Source organism: Marinobacterium sediminicola, from assembly GCF_022343685.1.
Lineage (GTDB): Bacteria > Pseudomonadota > Gammaproteobacteria > Pseudomonadales > Balneatricaceae > Marinobacterium > Marinobacterium sediminicola.
On the sequence record NZ_CP092123.1, the window covers coordinates 2,810,046 to 2,825,436 of the forward strand.

15 protein-coding genes are annotated in these 15,391 nt (G+C 58.0%); 3 read left to right on the top strand and 12 right to left on the bottom strand.

The genetic code is table 11. From position 1 onward, the window contains the following. Positions 1 to 71: 71 nt before the first annotated feature. From LN244_RS12770 to LN244_RS12810, 9 genes are all read right to left on the bottom strand, one after another. Positions 72 to 431 (bottom strand): MerR family transcriptional regulator, encoded by a 360-nt coding sequence (locus LN244_RS12770; RefSeq protein ID WP_239040164.1) that lies wholly within the window; start codon positions 429 to 431, stop codon positions 72 to 74. Further along, complete coding sequence (gene ihfA, locus LN244_RS12775; RefSeq protein ID WP_239040165.1) at positions 403 to 714, bottom strand: integration host factor subunit alpha; 312 nt, start codon at positions 712 to 714, stop codon at positions 403 to 405. The genes LN244_RS12770 and ihfA overlap by 29 nt, the downstream gene beginning before the upstream one ends. A 21-nt stretch (positions 715 to 735) precedes the next feature. Further along, complete coding sequence (pheT, locus tag LN244_RS12780) at positions 736 to 3,111, bottom strand: phenylalanine--tRNA ligase subunit beta (protein ID WP_239040166.1); 2,376 nt, start codon at positions 3,109 to 3,111, stop codon at positions 736 to 738. Positions 3,112 to 3,150: 39 nt separating this feature from the next. Further along, entirely contained in the window at positions 3,151 to 4,134 is a 984-nt protein-coding gene (gene pheS, locus LN244_RS12785) for a phenylalanine--tRNA ligase subunit alpha (RefSeq protein ID WP_239040167.1), read from the bottom strand. 130 nt (positions 4,135 to 4,264) lie between these two features. Beyond that, complete coding sequence (rplT, locus tag LN244_RS12790) at positions 4,265 to 4,621, bottom strand: 50S ribosomal protein L20 (RefSeq protein WP_239040168.1); 357 nt, start codon at positions 4,619 to 4,621, stop codon at positions 4,265 to 4,267. A 44-nt stretch (positions 4,622 to 4,665) separates the two neighbouring features. Then, entirely contained in the window at positions 4,666 to 4,860 is a 195-nt protein-coding gene (gene rpmI / locus LN244_RS12795; RefSeq protein WP_239040169.1) for a 50S ribosomal protein L35, read from the bottom strand. A gap of 104 nt (positions 4,861 to 4,964) precedes the next feature. After that, positions 4,965 to 5,528 (bottom strand): translation initiation factor IF-3, encoded by a 564-nt coding sequence (infC, locus tag LN244_RS12800; protein ID WP_430438249.1) that lies wholly within the window; start codon positions 5,526 to 5,528, stop codon positions 4,965 to 4,967. Further along, a complete protein-coding gene (gene thrS / locus LN244_RS12805; protein ID WP_239040170.1) occupies positions 5,525 to 7,441 on the bottom strand; it encodes a threonine--tRNA ligase in 1,917 nt (638 codons plus the stop codon). The genes infC and thrS overlap by 4 nt, the downstream gene beginning before the upstream one ends. A gap of 158 nt (positions 7,442 to 7,599) precedes the next feature. Beyond that, positions 7,600 to 8,274 carry a FadR/GntR family transcriptional regulator gene (locus LN244_RS12810; RefSeq protein ID WP_239040171.1) on the bottom strand — a complete coding sequence of 225 codons (675 nt, stop codon included), beginning with the start codon at positions 8,272 to 8,274 and terminating at the stop codon, positions 7,600 to 7,602. A 122-nt stretch (positions 8,275 to 8,396) separates the two neighbouring features. Here LN244_RS12810 and LN244_RS12815 point away from each other — a divergent pair, with 122 nt between their 5' ends. Genes LN244_RS12815 through LN244_RS12825 form a run of 3 tightly spaced genes read left to right on the top strand, consistent with a single transcriptional unit; the run spans position 8,397 to position 11,306 of the window. After that, positions 8,397 to 9,188: a (Fe-S)-binding protein gene (locus LN244_RS12815; RefSeq protein ID WP_239040172.1), complete on the top strand. Its 792-nt coding sequence runs from the start codon at positions 8,397 to 8,399 to the stop codon at positions 9,186 to 9,188. A 13-nt stretch (positions 9,189 to 9,201) separates the two neighbouring features. Continuing rightward, positions 9,202 to 10,620 (top strand): LutB/LldF family L-lactate oxidation iron-sulfur protein, encoded by a 1,419-nt coding sequence (locus LN244_RS12820; RefSeq protein WP_239040173.1) that lies wholly within the window; start codon positions 9,202 to 9,204, stop codon positions 10,618 to 10,620. Next, the gene (locus LN244_RS12825; protein WP_239040174.1) at positions 10,617 to 11,306 is read left to right on the top strand and encodes a LutC/YkgG family protein; all 690 of its coding nucleotides are present in this window, start codon (positions 10,617 to 10,619) and stop codon (positions 11,304 to 11,306) included. Before LN244_RS12820 ends, LN244_RS12825 begins: the two co-directional genes overlap by 4 nt. Before the next feature lie 42 nt (positions 11,307 to 11,348). Here LN244_RS12825 and astB read toward each other — a convergent pair whose 3' ends face one another. Genes astB through LN244_RS12840 form a run of 3 tightly spaced genes read right to left on the bottom strand, consistent with a single transcriptional unit; the run spans position 11,349 to position 15,390 of the window. Next, positions 11,349 to 12,665 carry an N-succinylarginine dihydrolase gene (astB, locus tag LN244_RS12830; RefSeq protein WP_239040175.1) on the bottom strand — a complete coding sequence of 439 codons (1,317 nt, stop codon included), beginning with the start codon at positions 12,663 to 12,665 and terminating at the stop codon, positions 11,349 to 11,351. A 12-nt stretch (positions 12,666 to 12,677) separates the two neighbouring features. After that, the gene (gene astD / locus LN244_RS12835; RefSeq protein WP_239040176.1) at positions 12,678 to 14,147 is read right to left on the bottom strand and encodes a succinylglutamate-semialdehyde dehydrogenase; all 1,470 of its coding nucleotides are present in this window, start codon (positions 14,145 to 14,147) and stop codon (positions 12,678 to 12,680) included. Continuing rightward, entirely contained in the window at positions 14,140 to 15,390 is a 1,251-nt protein-coding gene (locus tag LN244_RS12840; protein WP_239040177.1) for a hydrolase, read from the bottom strand. Before LN244_RS12840 ends, astD begins: the two co-directional genes overlap by 8 nt. Position 15,391: the final 1 nt, after the last annotated feature.

Sequence of the window (15,391 nt, forward strand, 5' to 3'; positions counted from 1 at the left end):
TTTTTGAAATGCTTTTTCCACTGAAGGCTCTGAGCCACTCGTCCTGTCGACCGGCATGGCAAAGAAACAGCCTAGAATGATTTCAGCAGTGCCCTGATCTCTTCCAGCTCGCTGATGGTCTGGCGTATCAGCTGTCGATACCGCGCGGCATCGTCGCCGGCCATGTTGCCTGACAGCCACTGACGCGCACCCGCGATGGTATAACCCTGCTCATGCAACAGGCTGCGAATCTGCCTCAGCAGCAGCAGGTCCTTGTGTTGGTAGTAGCGGCGGTTGTTGCGCTTGACCGGCTGTATCTGTGGGAACTCCTGCTCCCAGTACCGGAGCACATGAGGCTTGAGCTGACAGAGTTCAGCGGCTTCACCGATCGTGAAATAGCGCTTGGAGGGGATGGGGCCCAGTTCAGACGCTGTCTGGCTGGTTTCCGGCATGGATCTCCACTCGCTCCTTGAGTTTCTGCCCCGGACGGAAGGTCACGACGCGGCGGGCGGAGATAGGGACCTCCTCCCCGGTTTTGGGATTTCGACCCGGGCGCTCACGCTTGTCGCGCAGGTCGAAGTTGCCGAAACCGGAGAGTTTCACTTGCTCGTTGTGGGCCAGACTTGCACGAATTTCCTCAAAGAAAGAATCCACCATCTCTTTGGCTTCGCGCTTGTTCAAGCCCAGCTCATCATAGAGGCGTTCGGCCATATCGGCTTTGGTCAACGAGCTCATGTCGGTCACCCTGTCCTGTCATTACTCTCGTAACGTTGCACCACAACGCTCGCGGAGTGCTGATACAACGGCACTCACGGCACTATTGATCTCTTCTTCATTAAGAGTGCGCGAAGGGTGCTGCCAGGTCAAGCCCAGCGCCAGACTTTTTCGTCCCGGTTCAATGCCTTGGCCCTGATAAACGTCAAATAGAGTGACCTGTTTGAGGAACTCTCCCGCCTCGGCTGCCACCACCTGACGAATATCTTCAAAGGCCGTTGCCTGATCAGCCACCACCGCAAGGTCACGACGGGATTCAGGGAACTTGGACAATGAGCTGAAGCGCGGCAGCTTGCCACCGGTAACGGCATCCAGCGTCACCTCAAACAGATAAACCGGGCCGTTCAGGTCCAGCTTCTTCACCAGTGACGGATGTAGTGCACCGATGTATCCCAGGGTTTCGCCGTTACGTTCGATACGTGCCGTTTGCCCCGGATGCAGCGCCACATGGCGATCCGCCACAAAACTGAACTGACCACCGCAACCGCCCAGTGCCAGCAGGGATTCCAGATCACCCTTGGCGTCGAAGAAATCCAGTTTCTCCTTACCGGCCGTCCAGCCTTCTGCATCACGATTGCCCGCCAGAATACCGGCAATGACATTCTCCTGAATCAGCTCATCCGCCTTGGGCAGAAAGCGCTGACCGGTTTCGAACAGACGCACTCGCGTCTGCTGGCGATGCTGGTTGTACTGTAGCGCTTTTGCCAGACCCGGCCACAACGTAGTCCGCATCACCGCCATCTCGGCGGAGATCGGATTGGCCAGCGCGATGGCATCGTGCTGATCATCAAAGGACTTCTGCAGCTCGGCTTCAATAAAGCTGTAGGTGATCGCTTCCTGATAGCCACGGGCGATCAGGTGACGGCGCAGCGACTGCAGCGTCAGGCGCGCTTCAGCAATCGGCGGAATCGGCAGCTTGGCGGTGGGCGTGTGCACCGGCAGGTTGTTATAGCCGTAGACACGAGCAATCTCTTCGATCAGGTCCACTTCAATACTGATGTCGAAACGGTAGCTCGGCACCGTCACCTGCCAGCCGTCTTCAACCTTTTCCAGCTGCATACCCAAACGGGTCAGGATCTCTTCGATCTCGGCAGTCGGAATCTCCAGTGCCAGTACTGAAGTCACCTTGGCGTGGCGCAAGTGGACCTTCTCAACTGCTGGCAGTTCAGCTTCATTGACGGCTTCGATGACCGGACCTGGCTCGCCACCGACGATGTCCAGCAGCAGAGCGGTAGCACGTTCAATTGCCTTGCGCTGCAGCTGCCAGTCCACACCACGCTCGAAGCGGTGCGATGAGTCAGTGTGCAGGCCATAGCTGCGCGCACGACCGGCAATTGCGAGTGGGGCGAAGAAGGCACTTTCAAGGAAGATGTTACGGGTTTCATCGGTGACAGAGGTGGGCTCACCGCCCATGATACCGGCCATCGCGACCGGGCCCTTGGCATCCGCAATCACCAGGGTATCGATGCTCAGCTCAACTTCCTGACCATCCAGCAGAACCAGCTTTTCGCCCTCTTCCGCCAGACGCACCTTGATACCGCCATCGAGCTTGTTCAGGTCAAAAGCGTGCATCGGCTGACCCAGCTCCAGCAACACATAGTTGGTTACGTCGACCACCGGATCGATGCTGCGCACACCGGAGCGACGCAGCTTTTCCTGCATCCACTGCGGTGTTTCCACGCCCGGGTTGATGTTGCGGATCACACGACCCAGGTAACGCGGACAGGCGTGACCATCAACCAGCTCTACTTCGAAGCGATCATCGATCACCGGTGCAACAGCCGGAGCAGCGACTTCGGTCACTGCGGCCTTGTTCAGTACGCCTACTTCGCGCGCCATGCCGGCAATGCTCAGACAGTCACCACGGTTCGGCGTCAGATCAACATCGATGATCTTGTCGTTCAGATTGAGGAATTCACGAATATCCTGACCGACCGGCGCATCGGCCGCCAATTCCATGATACCGCCGTGATCTTCGGACAGACCCAGCTCGTCTTCTGCGCAGAGCATGCCGAAGGATTCGACCTGGCGCAGTTTGGCTTTCTTGATCTTGAAATCACCCGGCAAAACCGCACCCACACGGGCAAAAGCGGTCTTCAGACCCGCACGCGCGTTGGGAGCTCCGCAGACGACCTGCACGGTTTGCTCGCCGTCGCTGACCTGGCACACCTGCAGTTTATCGGCGTTCGGGTGCTGCTCGGCGCTCAGAATCTCGCCCACAACGACCCCGCTGAAGTCACCGGCAACGCCTTCAACACCATCCACTTCAAGGCCGGACAGGCTCAGCTGATCCGCCAGTTCCTGAGTTCCGATCTGCGGCTGGACCAGCTCGCGCAACCACTGTTCACTGAATTTCATGCTGCTTTCCTGAAAAATCTGTTTGTGTGCGTTGTCGTCTTATTTGAACTGGCCAAGGAAGCGCAGATCGTTTTCAAAGAACAGACGCAAATCGTCCACGCCGTAGCGGAGCATCGCCAGACGCTCAACGCCCATACCAAACGCGAAACCGGTGTACTCTTCGGGATCGATGCCGGAATATTCGAAGACTTTCGGGTGCACCATGCCGCAGCCCAGCACTTCCAGCCATTTGCCATCACCACGATCGATATCGACCTCGATGGACGGCTCGGTGAACGGGAAATAGGACGGACGGAAACGGACCTTCACATCTTCCTCGAAGAACTCACGCAGGAACTGCTCCAGCGTGCCCTTGAGATCAGCGAAGGTAATATTGCGATCGACCAGCAGGCCTTCTACCTGGTGGAACATCGGTGAGTGGGTCTGGTCGTAATCGCAACGGTAAACGCGACCCGGGCAGATAATGCGGATCGGCGGCTGCTGAGACTCCATGGTACGCACCTGCACCGGCGAGGTGTGGGTACGCAGCAGGCGGTGGGCATCAAAGTAGAAGGTATCATGCATCGCCCGCGCCGGATGATGAGCCGGAATGTTCAGCGCTTCGAAGTTATGATAGTCGTCTTCAATCTCGGGACCTTCGGCAACGCTGTAGCCGATGCTGCCGAAAAAGGCTTCGATACGTTCAAGGGTACGCGTAACGGGATGCAGGCCACCTACGGACTGGCCACGCCCCGGCAGGGTTACGTCGACGGTTTCCGCCGCCAGCTTGGCTTCCAGCGCCGCACTCTCCAGGGTTTCACGGCGAGCGGTGATGTCCGCCTGCAGCGCTTCCTTGGCTTCGTTGATACGGGCACCTGCTGCGGGACGTTCCTCGGCAGACAACTTACCCAGACCTTTCAACAGCGAGGTCAGCTCGCCCTTTTTGCCCAGATACTGCACTCGGATCTCGTCCAGCGCAGCCAGTGTATCGCTTTCAGCAACCGCCTGTTTGCCTTGTGCCAACAGGGTCTCAAGATTTTCCATTTCCGGCTCCAAACAAAAACAGGGGAAGAGCTCGCACCCTTCCCCTGTTTGATTCGATCATATGTGGACGGCAACGCCCGTACTTGCGTACTTCATTATCGATGCCGTCCATCCCTACCAATCGGTGGGGTTACGCCAGTGCAGCTTTGGCCTTCTCGACAACCGCAGCAAAGGCAGCCTGCTCGAATACAGCCAGGTCAGCCAGGACTTTACGGTCGATTTCGATGTTGGCTTTTTTCAGGCCAGCGATGAAGCGGCTGTAGGACAGACCGTTGATACGCGCAGCAGCGTTGATACGTGCAATCCACAGAGCGCGGAACTGACGCTTACGCTGACGGCGGTCACGGTACGCATACTGACCAGCTTTGATGACAGCCTGTTTGGCAACTCGGAATACACGGCTACGAGCACCGTAGTAACCTTTGGCCTGTTTCAGAATCTTCTTGTGACGGGCGCGAGCCTGTACACCACGTTTTACGCGAGGCATGGCAATTCCTTCCTATAAAAACTTAATAATGACCGAGAGAGAACTTACAGATACGGCAGCATACGCTTGACCAGAGCCTGGTCAGCAGCATGAACCTGCAGCATCGGGCGCAGCTGACGCTTACGCTTGGTGCTTTTCTTGGTCAGAATGTGGCTTTTGTAGGCCTGCTTGTGCTTCACGCCGTTAGCAGTCTTCTTGAAACGCTTTGCCGCACCGCGGACAGTTTTGATCTTAGGCATTAACTTTCTCCACGCATTCGTTTGTTAGTCAGTCAAACCGGAGAAACAACAAGACCCGGCGCCAGTCTCAGTGAAGAGCGGCGTCGGGTCGAGCAGTCGGATGACTATTTCTTTTTCGGGGCCAGCACCATGACCATTTGACGACCTTCCATTTTCGGACGCTGTTCAACAGTACTGATTTCAGCCAGATCCTTTTCGATCCGCTCCATCAGCTGCATGCCCAGTTCCTGGTGAGCCATCTCACGACCACGGAAACGCAAGGTAACCTTGCCTTTGTCCCCGGATTCAAGGAAACGTACCAGGTTGCGCAGTTTTACCTGATAATCCCCTTCTTCCGTACCCGGACGGAATTTCACTTCCTTGACCTGCATCTGAGACTGTTTCTTCTTAGCCTCATTTGCTTTCTTCTTCTGCTCGTACTGATGCTTACCATAGTCCATGATTTTGCAGACAATGGGATCAGAATCCGAGATCTGAACCAGGTCAAGTTCGGCTTCCTGAGCGTGCTCAAGAGCCTCTGAAATCGAAACAACACCGATCTGGTTGCCATCCGCACCGATCAAACGACATTCAGTGGCACGGATATTCTCATTAATCGGCGGCAGTGGCGCACGGCCACCGCGTCTGTTATCACGCCTGATAGCTTTATCTCCTGACGATTTTATTATGCCTGGCGGCCCTTGCGCGTCACTTCCTGAACCAACTGATCCACAAGCGCGTCAGCCGACAACGTACCCAAGTCCTCACCGGAGCGCGTACGCACTGCAACGGTTCCGGACTCGACCTCTTTATCACCCACCACCAACAGGTAGGGAACTTTTTGCAGAGTACGCTCGCGGATTTTAAAGCCGATCTTCTCGTTTCTCAAGTCCGCAGTGGCACGCAAGCCCGCTTTTTCAAGTTTTTCTGCCAGTTCTCGGCAATATTGCGCCTGATTGTCGGTAATATTCATCACCACAGCCTGCAGTGGCGACAGCCAGAGCGGCAGCGCTCCTGCGTAGTGTTCAATCAGAATACCGATGAAGCGCTCGAAGGAACCCAGAATCGCACGGTGCAGCATCACTGGTGTTTCACGGTCACCATGTTCGTTAACGAACTGAGCACCCAGACGTCCAGGCATGGAGAAGTCCACCTGGATGGTACCGCACTGCCATACACGATCCAGGCAGTCACGCAGCGAGAATTCGATCTTGGGACCGTAGAAAGCGCCTTCACCCGGCAGCTCTTCCCACTCCAGACCGGCGGTATCCAGCGCATCAGCCAACGCCTTTTCGGCCTTGTCCCAGCTTTCGTCAGAGCCGACACGCTCTTCAGGACGGGTGGAGAGCTTGTAGATGATGTCGGTAAAGCCGAAGTCCGCATAGACTTCGTGCAGGAAGTCGATAAATGCCGCCACCTCAGACTGGATGGAATTTTCGGCACAGAAAATGTGCGCATCATCCTGAACAAAGCCACGCACGCGCATGATGCCGTGCAGGGAGCCGGACGGCTCATTGCGGTGGCAGGAACCGAATTCGGCCAGACGCAGCGGCAGATCACGATATGAGCGCAGCCCCTGATTGAACACCTGAACGTGGCAAGGACAGTTCATCGGCTTGATGGCAAAGTCGCGGCTCTCGGAGTGTGTGGTGAACATCTGCTCCTGGAACTTGCCCCAGTGACCGGACTTCTCCCACAGGGTACGTTCCACCACCTGCGGTGTCTTGATCTCCTGATAGCCATGCTGACGCTGTTTGGTCCGCATGTACTGTTCGATCTGCTGGTAGAGGGTCCAGCCGTTGGGGTGCCAGAACACCATACCCGGCGCTTCTTCCTGCATGTGGAACAGGTTCAGCTGTTTGCCCAGTTTGCGGTGATCGCGCTTCTCGGCCTCTTCCAGACGGTGCAGGTGCGCCTTGAGCGCTTTCTTGTCACCCCAGGCAGTACCGTAGATTCGCTGCAGCATCTCGTTCTTGGAGTCGCCACGCCAGTAGGCACCCGCCACGCTCATCAGCTTGAACGCCTTGATGTGGCCGGTAGACGGCACATGCGGGCCACGGCAAAGGTCGATAAAATCGCCCTGTTTGTAGAAGGACAGCGGTTCTTCGCCCGGGATGGAATCGATGATCTCGACCTTGTACTTCTCACCCATGTCCTGGAACAGTTTGATTGCATCAGGGCGTTCCATGACTGAGCGGGACACCGGCAGGTTGTCTTTGGCCAGCTGGTTCATGCGCGCTTCAATCTTTTCCAGATCTTCAGGCGTAAACGCACGCTCGTAGGCGAAGTCGTAATAGAAACCGTCATTGATAACCGGACCGATGGTCACCTGAGCGCCCGGGAACAGCTCCTGAACGGCCATGGCCATCAGGTGGGCGCAGGAGTGACGAATCACTTCCAGACCTTCATCATCACGCGCCGTGATGATCGCCAGATCCACATCCTCTTCGATCAGGTAGCTGGTATCCACCAGCTCACCATTGACCTTGCCGGCCAGCGCGGCCTTGGCAAGACCGGTACCGATATCAGCTGCCACATCGTGAACGGTAACGGGATGGTTGAAGGTGCGAGTGCTCGCATCCGGAAGTGTAATGACTGGCATGAAGTAATCCTTGGTTATCAGACGTGGCCCCTACGACAGGTCAGCGTCTCTTAGATTGATTCGTGAGTCCTGGGGCTGCGACAGATACCAGGAGTCGGCCCGACTCGGCAGGCGATTATAACGCCCGCATTATGAAAGCGCGATCTCTTCCGCCGAATTCAGCGGCACTGTTTCAGCAGATCGTACGTGTAGAGAATGTGCGCCCGGGCGCGCTCACGAGCCGCCTGAGCATCACGCGCCTGTATGGCGCGATGAATGGCACCATGCTGCTGTGCGATACCGTCCGGATAGCGACCAAAGCGGCTGAGCGTACGCGAAAGAACACTGTAGATCGCATTGAAATATCGGCTGTAGAACAACTGGCTGAATGAACATACGAGCAGATGATGACTGGACTGAGCAATCAGCATGTGAAACTGAAGATCCGCCTTGGCCTTCTCCAGCGTGTTTTCACCCCGGTTACGTTCGCACATCCGCTGATATTCATGACTCAGGCGTTCCAGCTCCTCGTCACTGGCCCTCTGGGCCGCAAACCAGGCCGCTTCGCCCTCGAGAATGGCGCGTGCCTCCAGCACCTGAAGCTGGAACTCGATATCCTCTCCTCGCCCCACCAGAGGCAGCTCGAGATGGGGTTCCAACAGGTTGCTGCAACGGCTACGCCCTCCCTGATGCGTCTCGATCACACCGGTAGCCCTGAGACCGGCCAGCGCCTCACGCACTGCGCCTCGAGAAGCACCATACTCCTGCATCAGCGCTCGCTCTGAAGGTACAGACTGCCCCGGCACCCAGTCACCTTCCAACAACCGGCATTCAAGCTTTTCCTGCAGACTCACGGGCTACCCTCATACGGTCATCAGCCTCTTGGTAAGACCAGTTGACAGTATAGCATTCACGCACTCTGACTCATCACCTATCTTGAATGGAAGCATGATAATAAACAGAGGTTGCTGTCCCCATGTCCGATACTCATACCCCGCCGATCAAGGTCGGCCTGTTCGTGACCTGCCTGGCCGATATGTTCCGGCCCGAAGTGGCCTTCGCCACCGTCAAACTGCTGGAACAGGCGGGCTGTGAAGTGGAAGTGCCCAGCGCCCAGACCTGCTGTGGCCAGCCGGCCTTCAATTCCGGTGATAATCACAGCAGCCGCAAGATCGCCCGCCAGACCATCGCAGCATTTGAGGGCTATCAGTACGTGGTTGGCCCTTCCGGTTCCTGCATCGGCATGTTGCACCATTACCCTGAACTGTTCGCCGATGACGACCCCTGGAAGACCCGTGCCAAAGACCTCAAGGCGCGGGCCTTCGAGATCACTTCCTTTCTGGTAGACATACTCGCGTTCAACGGTATCCAGAGCTCTTTCAAGGGCAAAATCACCTATCACGACTCCTGTTCGGGTCTGCGCGAGCTGGGGATCAAGCAGCAGCCCCGCCAGCTGCTCGCCGAGATTGACGGCATCGAGCTGAACGAGATGCAGGAAGCGGAAACCTGCTGCGGCTTCGGCGGTACTTTCTGCGTCAAGTACCCGGACATTTCCAACCGCATGGTCAGCAACAAAACCGAGTTTGCCGCAAACAGCGGCGCGGAAACCCTGGTGGGCGGTGACCTTGGCTGTCTGCTCAACATGGCCGGCAAGCTTAAGCGTGAAGGGCGAGAGATGGAGGTCCGCCACGTAGTGGAGCTGCTGGCAGACATGGCACGCTCCCCGGCTATCGGCGAGGCCAGCTACGACCTCGGTCAGGAACTTTAAGCGGAGCACGACTATGCAGATCAAAAGCCCGGAATTCAAACAAAGTGCCCGCATTGCCCTGCAGGACGCCAACCTGCAAAAGGCGCTCGGCAACCTTAAGGCCGGCTTCCCCGGCAAGCGTGCCGCGGCTGTCGCCCGCATGCCTGAGTTTGAGCAGTTGCGCGATCAGGCGCGTGACCTGAAGAACCACATCCTCGAACATCTGGACCTGTATCTGGAAGCATTCGAAGCCCGCGTCGTTGAAAACGGTGGCCAGGTCCACTGGTGCCGCACGGCTGATGACGCCCGCAAAACGATCCTGCAGATCTGCCGCGAGCAGAACGCCAAGACTGTCACCAAGGGCAAGTCGATGGTGACCGAGGAGATCAACCTCAACGAGTACCTGGAAGAAAATGGTATTCGGCCTGTCGAAACCGATCTGGGCGAATACATTCTGCAGCTGCGTGGCGACCACCCCAGCCATATCATCGCGCCAGCGATCCACTTGAATCTGGAAGACGTGTCCGAGGCGTTCCACGAACATCACCAGCGACCCAAGTCCAGTGATCCGGCAGAACTAATGGCCGAGGCCCGCGAGATGCTGCGCAAGCAGTTCGTGGCCGCAGACGTAGGGATTACCGGCGCCAATTTCCTAGTGGCGGAGACCGGCTCAACCATTATCGTGACCAACGAAGGTAACGGGGACCTGACCCAGACGCTGCCAAAAACCCATATCGTGGTGTCATCGATCGAAAAGGTCGTGCCAACCCTCGAAGACATGAGCCTGTTCCTGCGTCTTTTGGCCCGTTCTGCCACCGGTCAGGAGTTCTCCGTGTACAACACACTGTCCTCTGGCAACCGCCGCCCGGATGATCAGGACGGCCCTGAAAACTTCCACGTGGTTCTGGTGGACAACGGACGTAGCGACATGGTCGGCTCCCAGCTGCAGGACATGCTGCGCTGCATTCGCTGCTCGGCGTGCATGAACCACTGCCCAGTATACGGCGCCGTTGGCGGCCACACGTACGGCTGGGTGTATCCAGGCCCCATGGGCTCGGTACTGACACCGCAAATGATCGGCATCGAAAAAGCCGGCCTGCTGCCCAATGCTTCCACGTTCTGTGGCAAATGTGAAGAAGTCTGCCCGGTTCGCATCCCGCTGCCCAAGCTGATGCGCCACTGGCGTGAACGAGAGTTCGAAAAACACCTGAGCCCGAAAGCGGTCCGCTGGGGCCTGGGAAGCTGGGCCTTTTTCGCCACCCGACCGGGACTCTACCGGCTGTTCTCGGCCAGCGCATCCAGGTTCATGCGTTTGCTGGGCGGCAGCAAAGGCAAGATCCGCAAACTGCCCCTCGCCTCCGGCTGGACCGACCATCGAGACATGCCAACGCCGACCGGCAAGACCTTCATGCAGCAGTGGAATGAACGTCAGAAAGAGGAGAAACAGCCATGAGCGGGGAAAAAAGTACCATGAGCAGCCGTGCAGAAATCTTTGCCAATATCCGCCGTGGCCTTCGCCGCGCCGAAGCCTCTGACGCCCAGCGAGAAGCCGTGCGCCAGCGCCTGCAGCAGCATCCACGCAACCTGATCCCGTCGCGCAGCCAGCATGACCACGAGGCTCAGGTTGAACTGTTCATTCGCATGGCACAGGAAGCCGCCGCTGAAGTGATTGAACTGGAGAGTCTGGAACAGCTGCCGGTGGCTGTCGCCGATACACTCGAACAGAAAAACCAGCACGAACTGGTAATGGCCAGCGACGCCACACTGACTCAACTGGGTTGGGCCGCCGTGCACGAGCGGATCGAGTGTCATCAGCGCGTGGGGCAGGTCGGTGATCAGGCCAGCCTGACGCTGGCCCTTGCAGGCATTGCCGAAACAGGCACCCTGATGCTCTACTCGCGCCCGGACAGCCCGACAACCTTGAACTTTCTGCCGGACACTCATCTGGTGGTACTGAGCCGTCAGGACATCGTGGGCCCCTATGAAGACGCCTGGGACCGCCTGCGCGAAATTTCACCGGGTCGGCTGCCGCGCACGGTCAACATGATTACCGGACCGTCCCGCAGTGCCGATATTGAACAAAAATTGCAGATGGGCGCACACGGCCCGCGTCAGCTGGTGATTTTCCTCATCCCCTGAACATCCTGGCGGATGGACTGATTCCCCGGGGATATGAGCTGTTTACGACTGCTGGAAGGGATAAAACCCTTCCAGCGCCAATAGACGGCTCAACTCCTCGAGTGCGCTATGTACTTCCCGCATCAATTGTGGATCGGAAAGATCCTCCGGCAGAAGCCTGTCACGGTAGTGCCGCTCCACCCAGTCCACCAGCTGCGAATACAAGTGCCCGGTCAAGCGTACCCCCTGATGCATCGCATGCAGTTCGGTATCACTTAGTACAACTCGCAAACGCAGACAGGCTGGCCCTCCCCCATTATCCATGCTCTGTCTGAGATCCATCACCTCAATATCATCAAACATTTCCTGCTCATTCAGCCAGGCCCACACTCTGTCATGCCGGCGGCATTCCTCAGGCACCAGCAATAATCTGCCGCCGCAGGGCAAACGCAACAACTGGCTGTTGAACAGATACGTATTCACCGCATCTTCAAGACTGATCCACTCAGCAGGGGCCTGCAAAATCAGCAGCTCATCGCCCATCAGCCTGTACAGGGTATCCAGGATCCGTGACTGATCCACGAACGCCTGCTCATGACAGAACAACATGCGTCTGTCAGCCACGGCGATCACATCGTTGTGAAAGACGCCCTGATCAATGGCATCCGGGTTTTGCTGCACCAACAGCACTCTGTGCGGGTTCAGCCCGTGCTGACGCGCAACGGCTCTTGAAGCCTCGATACCTTGCCGGGCAGGAAAGCGCAGAGGTTGGCGACCGCCTCTTAGCGCCGAGTCACCGTGCACGAACATCGCAATGCCCGGTTCACCATACTCTCGACATAAACGGTTGTGATTCGCCGCGCCCTCATCACCGAAGGGCGCGGCGGCAGGCAACGGAGGGTGATGACAGAAATGTCCCGGATGATGAAAGATGCGCTGCAGCAACTGCGCCGTTTGCTCACATTCGAGCGACCGATGAAACTGACTGATCAGGTTGGCCGGAGTAAAGTGAACGCGGCCATCGGGCGTATCGGTGCTCGGCGAGACCGTAGCCGCATTGGCAACCCACATGCTGGACGCCGAATAACAGGCCTGCAGCAGTGCCGGCGCATGAGCGGCGGCCTCGATAACGGCCGAATCGCTGCCGCTGAAGCCCAGCCGCCGCAGCATTGCCAGATCGGGGCGAGCCAACGGAGGCAGGACCGCCTGTTCAAGCCCCAGGTCCAACAGGCGCTTCATTTTCTTGAGTCCCTGGAGCGCAGCCGCTTTGGGGTTGGACGGTCGCGCCGCATGACGGCCCGAGGCCAGATTGCCGACCGCCAGTCCACCGTAGAAATGGGTTGGCCCAACGAGACCGTCGAAATTGACTTCAGTCGCCATATCCCCTCCTGCCTAATCCAAACTTAATCCGGGCGCCAACTGCTCAGGCAACTGCAACGCATCCAGTTCCAGCCCCGACACAGGGTAGGCGCAATAGTCGGCCGCGTACCAGGCACTCGGGCGGTGGTTGCCGCTGGCACCGACGCCGCCGAAGGGCGCTTCGCTGGATGCGCCGGTCAGCGCCTTGTTCCAGTTGACGATTCCGGCCCGGATGCGGGCATAGAAATATTCAAATCGACTGCGGTCATCACTGAGCAACCCTGCCGACAATCCATACCGGGTCGCATTCGCCTGCTCGATCGCATCATCCATATCCTGATACCGCATTACCTGCAGCAGAGGGCCGAAATACTCCTCGTCAGGCAGGCTGGCGAGGGCACTGACATCCATCAGTCCCGGAGACAACAGCGCCTGACTGGCAGGCTGTCGCTGAGCCTTCAGCAAAGGCACGCCTCCCAAATCAATCAAGTGCTGCTGTGCGTTGAGGATACCTTCTGCCGCCCCGGCCGAGATCAGACTGCCCATGAACGGCTGAGGCTCGTCGAACGCCAGTCCGACCTGAATCTGGTTCACCACCTCGGTCAGTCGATGCAGAAAGCGGTCGCCCCAATCACCGGCCGGCAACAGCAGCCGACGGGCACAGGTGCAGCGTTGCCCGGCACTGAGATAGGCAGACTGGATCACTTCATGAATGGCTGCTGTCGGATCGTCGACCTGATCGACAATCAGGGGGTTATTGCCCCCCATCTCCAGCGCCAGGATCTTCTCAGGTTGACCGGCAAACTGGCGATGCAGCAGATGACCGACACTGGCACTGCCGGTAAACAGCAACCCGTCGAGATCCGCATGCTGAGCCAGCGCCTCTCCGGTATACCGGTCACCCTGAACCAGATTCAGTACACCGTCGGGCAGACCAGCTGATTGCCACAGACGCACCATTGCGTCGGCGACCGCCGGGGTCAGCTCACTGGGCTTGAAAACCAGAGCATTGCCGGCAAGCAGTGCCGGAACGATATGCCCGTTGGGCAGATGACCGGGAAAATTATAGGGACCGAACACTGCCAACACGCCATGGGGTTTGTGCCTGAGCCAGGCCTGACCACCGGCAATATCCCGTCCGCGTTCACCCGTCCGTTCCGACTGAGCTCGGATCGAGATTTCGACCTTGGCCAGCATGGCAGCAACTTCGGTGCGAGATTCCCAAAGCGGCTTGCCGGTCTCGCGGGCAATCAGCCGCGCCATCGAGTCCTGTTCCAGTTCCAGCTGATGTGCATAGGCCCGAACACAGGCCAGACGTGCATCCATTGACTTCATGGCCCAATTTCCGGCAACTGCCCGCGCCGCTTGAACCGCCTGATCCACCTGAGCCCTGTCGGCACAGCGTCCCTGCCAGACCACTTCCTCAGTACCCGGATTCAGGGACACCAGCTCATTGCCATTGCCGGCAAACCAGTGATTGTTAATCATCAGCGCATCAGTCATGACCGTCTCCTGCATAGAGAATCCTCTGGCGTGTCTCGGGCTCAGCAGCCAGGCGCATCAGTAACAAGGCACTGAGCCGGGCCCTCGGCACCAGGCTATCGACGCAGAGATACTCGTCACTGGAGTGGATGGCACCGCCCTGAACACCGAGGGTATCGATGTTGGGGACGCCCGCTGCGGCCAGATTGTTACCGTCACAACAGCCGCCGGTGGGATGCCACTCCAGTGACAGCCCCAAGCCTTCACCACAGCTGCGCGCCAGTTCAAAGAGCACCCGATTCGCCGCGCTTAACACTTTGGGCTTGCGGCCAAACCGACCATGCAGCTGCAAGTGAATGCCGTCACGCCGATTGATCGTCTCACCCAGTCGCTGCAGCTGCTGCATGCACCAGACCTCATCCTCGGGCTGTTCGATGCGGATATTGAAACGGGCCATACAACGATCCGGTACAGTATTAACGGCCCCCCCGCCGTGGATGAAACCGGGGTTGATGGTCACCCCCTCACGCTGACCGTTGAGCTGATCCAGCGCCGAGATGTAATCACACAGAGCACGAATGGCATTGCGACCCAGGTGATGCTCGCGCCCGGCATGGGCCGCCCGTCCCTGAACCACCACGCTGAAATTGCCGCTGCCCTTGCGTGCACCGGCCAGACTGCCATCCGGCATGCAAGGCTCATAAATCAGCCCCAACTGCACCCGTTCAGCCGCTTCGGCTATCAGTGCAGCCGAAGCAGGTGAACCGATTTCTTCATCGGGGTTAAGCAGTATTTCCCAGCCCAGCTGATCTGCCCAGGGAGTGCGCTCAAACGCCAGCAAGGCGTTGATCATGACCAGCAACCCGCCCTTGAGATCGGTGACTCCGGGGCCGTTAAGACGATTTCCATCCATCCAGCGCACCTGCTGGAAAGGATGATCAGGGGCATAGACGGTATCAAGGTGACCGCCGAGGTAGATCTGGAAAGGCGCTTCAGGACGCTTGCGGATACGAATGGCATGGCCCAGAGGATAACGGGCCTGCTCACCTTCAGGGGTAATCAGAATATAGGGGGGAAGGTTCAGGCGCTGAACCTCCCCGTCCAACGGCTGACAAAGCTCGACCAGTGCCGCACCAACGGCATCGACACCGGTTGCATTCAGGCTGCCCGAATTGATCTCGGCCAGCCTGATGGTGGCTTCCAGCATGGCTGAATAGCGCTCATTGAGCCAATCCAGCCAAGGGAAAAACAGGTTTGCATCCATG

Bases quoted from the DNA above. Each gene is read 5' to 3' on its own strand.
- LN244_RS12770 (WP_239040164.1), bottom strand. From the start codon at position 431: ATGCCGGAAACCAGCCAGACAGCGTCTGAACTGGGCCCCATCCCCTCC.
- ihfA (WP_239040165.1), bottom strand. From the start codon at position 714: ATGAGCTCGTTGACCAAAGCCGATATGGCCGAACGCCTCTATGATGAG.
- pheT (WP_239040166.1), bottom strand. From the start codon at position 3,111: ATGAAATTCAGTGAACAGTGGTTGCGCGAGCTGGTCCAGCCGCAGATC.
- pheS (WP_239040167.1), bottom strand. From the start codon at position 4,134: ATGGAAAATCTTGAGACCCTGTTGGCACAAGGCAAACAGGCGGTTGCT.
- rplT (WP_239040168.1), bottom strand. From the start codon at position 4,621: ATGCCTCGCGTAAAACGTGGTGTACAGGCTCGCGCCCGTCACAAGAAG.
- rpmI (WP_239040169.1), bottom strand. From the start codon at position 4,860: ATGCCTAAGATCAAAACTGTCCGCGGTGCGGCAAAGCGTTTCAAGAAG.
- thrS (WP_239040170.1), bottom strand. From the start codon at position 7,441: ATGCCAGTCATTACACTTCCGGATGCGAGCACTCGCACCTTCAACCAT.
- LN244_RS12815 (WP_239040172.1), top strand. From the start codon at position 8,397: ATGTCCGATACTCATACCCCGCCGATCAAGGTCGGCCTGTTCGTGACC.
- LN244_RS12820 (WP_239040173.1), top strand. From the start codon at position 9,202: ATGCAGATCAAAAGCCCGGAATTCAAACAAAGTGCCCGCATTGCCCTG.
- LN244_RS12825 (WP_239040174.1), top strand. From the start codon at position 10,617: ATGAGCGGGGAAAAAAGTACCATGAGCAGCCGTGCAGAAATCTTTGCC.
- astB (WP_239040175.1), bottom strand. From the start codon at position 12,665: ATGGCGACTGAAGTCAATTTCGACGGTCTCGTTGGGCCAACCCATTTC.
- astD (WP_239040176.1), bottom strand. From the start codon at position 14,147: ATGACTGATGCGCTGATGATTAACAATCACTGGTTTGCCGGCAATGGC.
- LN244_RS12840 (WP_239040177.1), bottom strand. From the start codon at position 15,390: ATGGATGCAAACCTGTTTTTCCCTTGGCTGGATTGGCTCAATGAGCGC.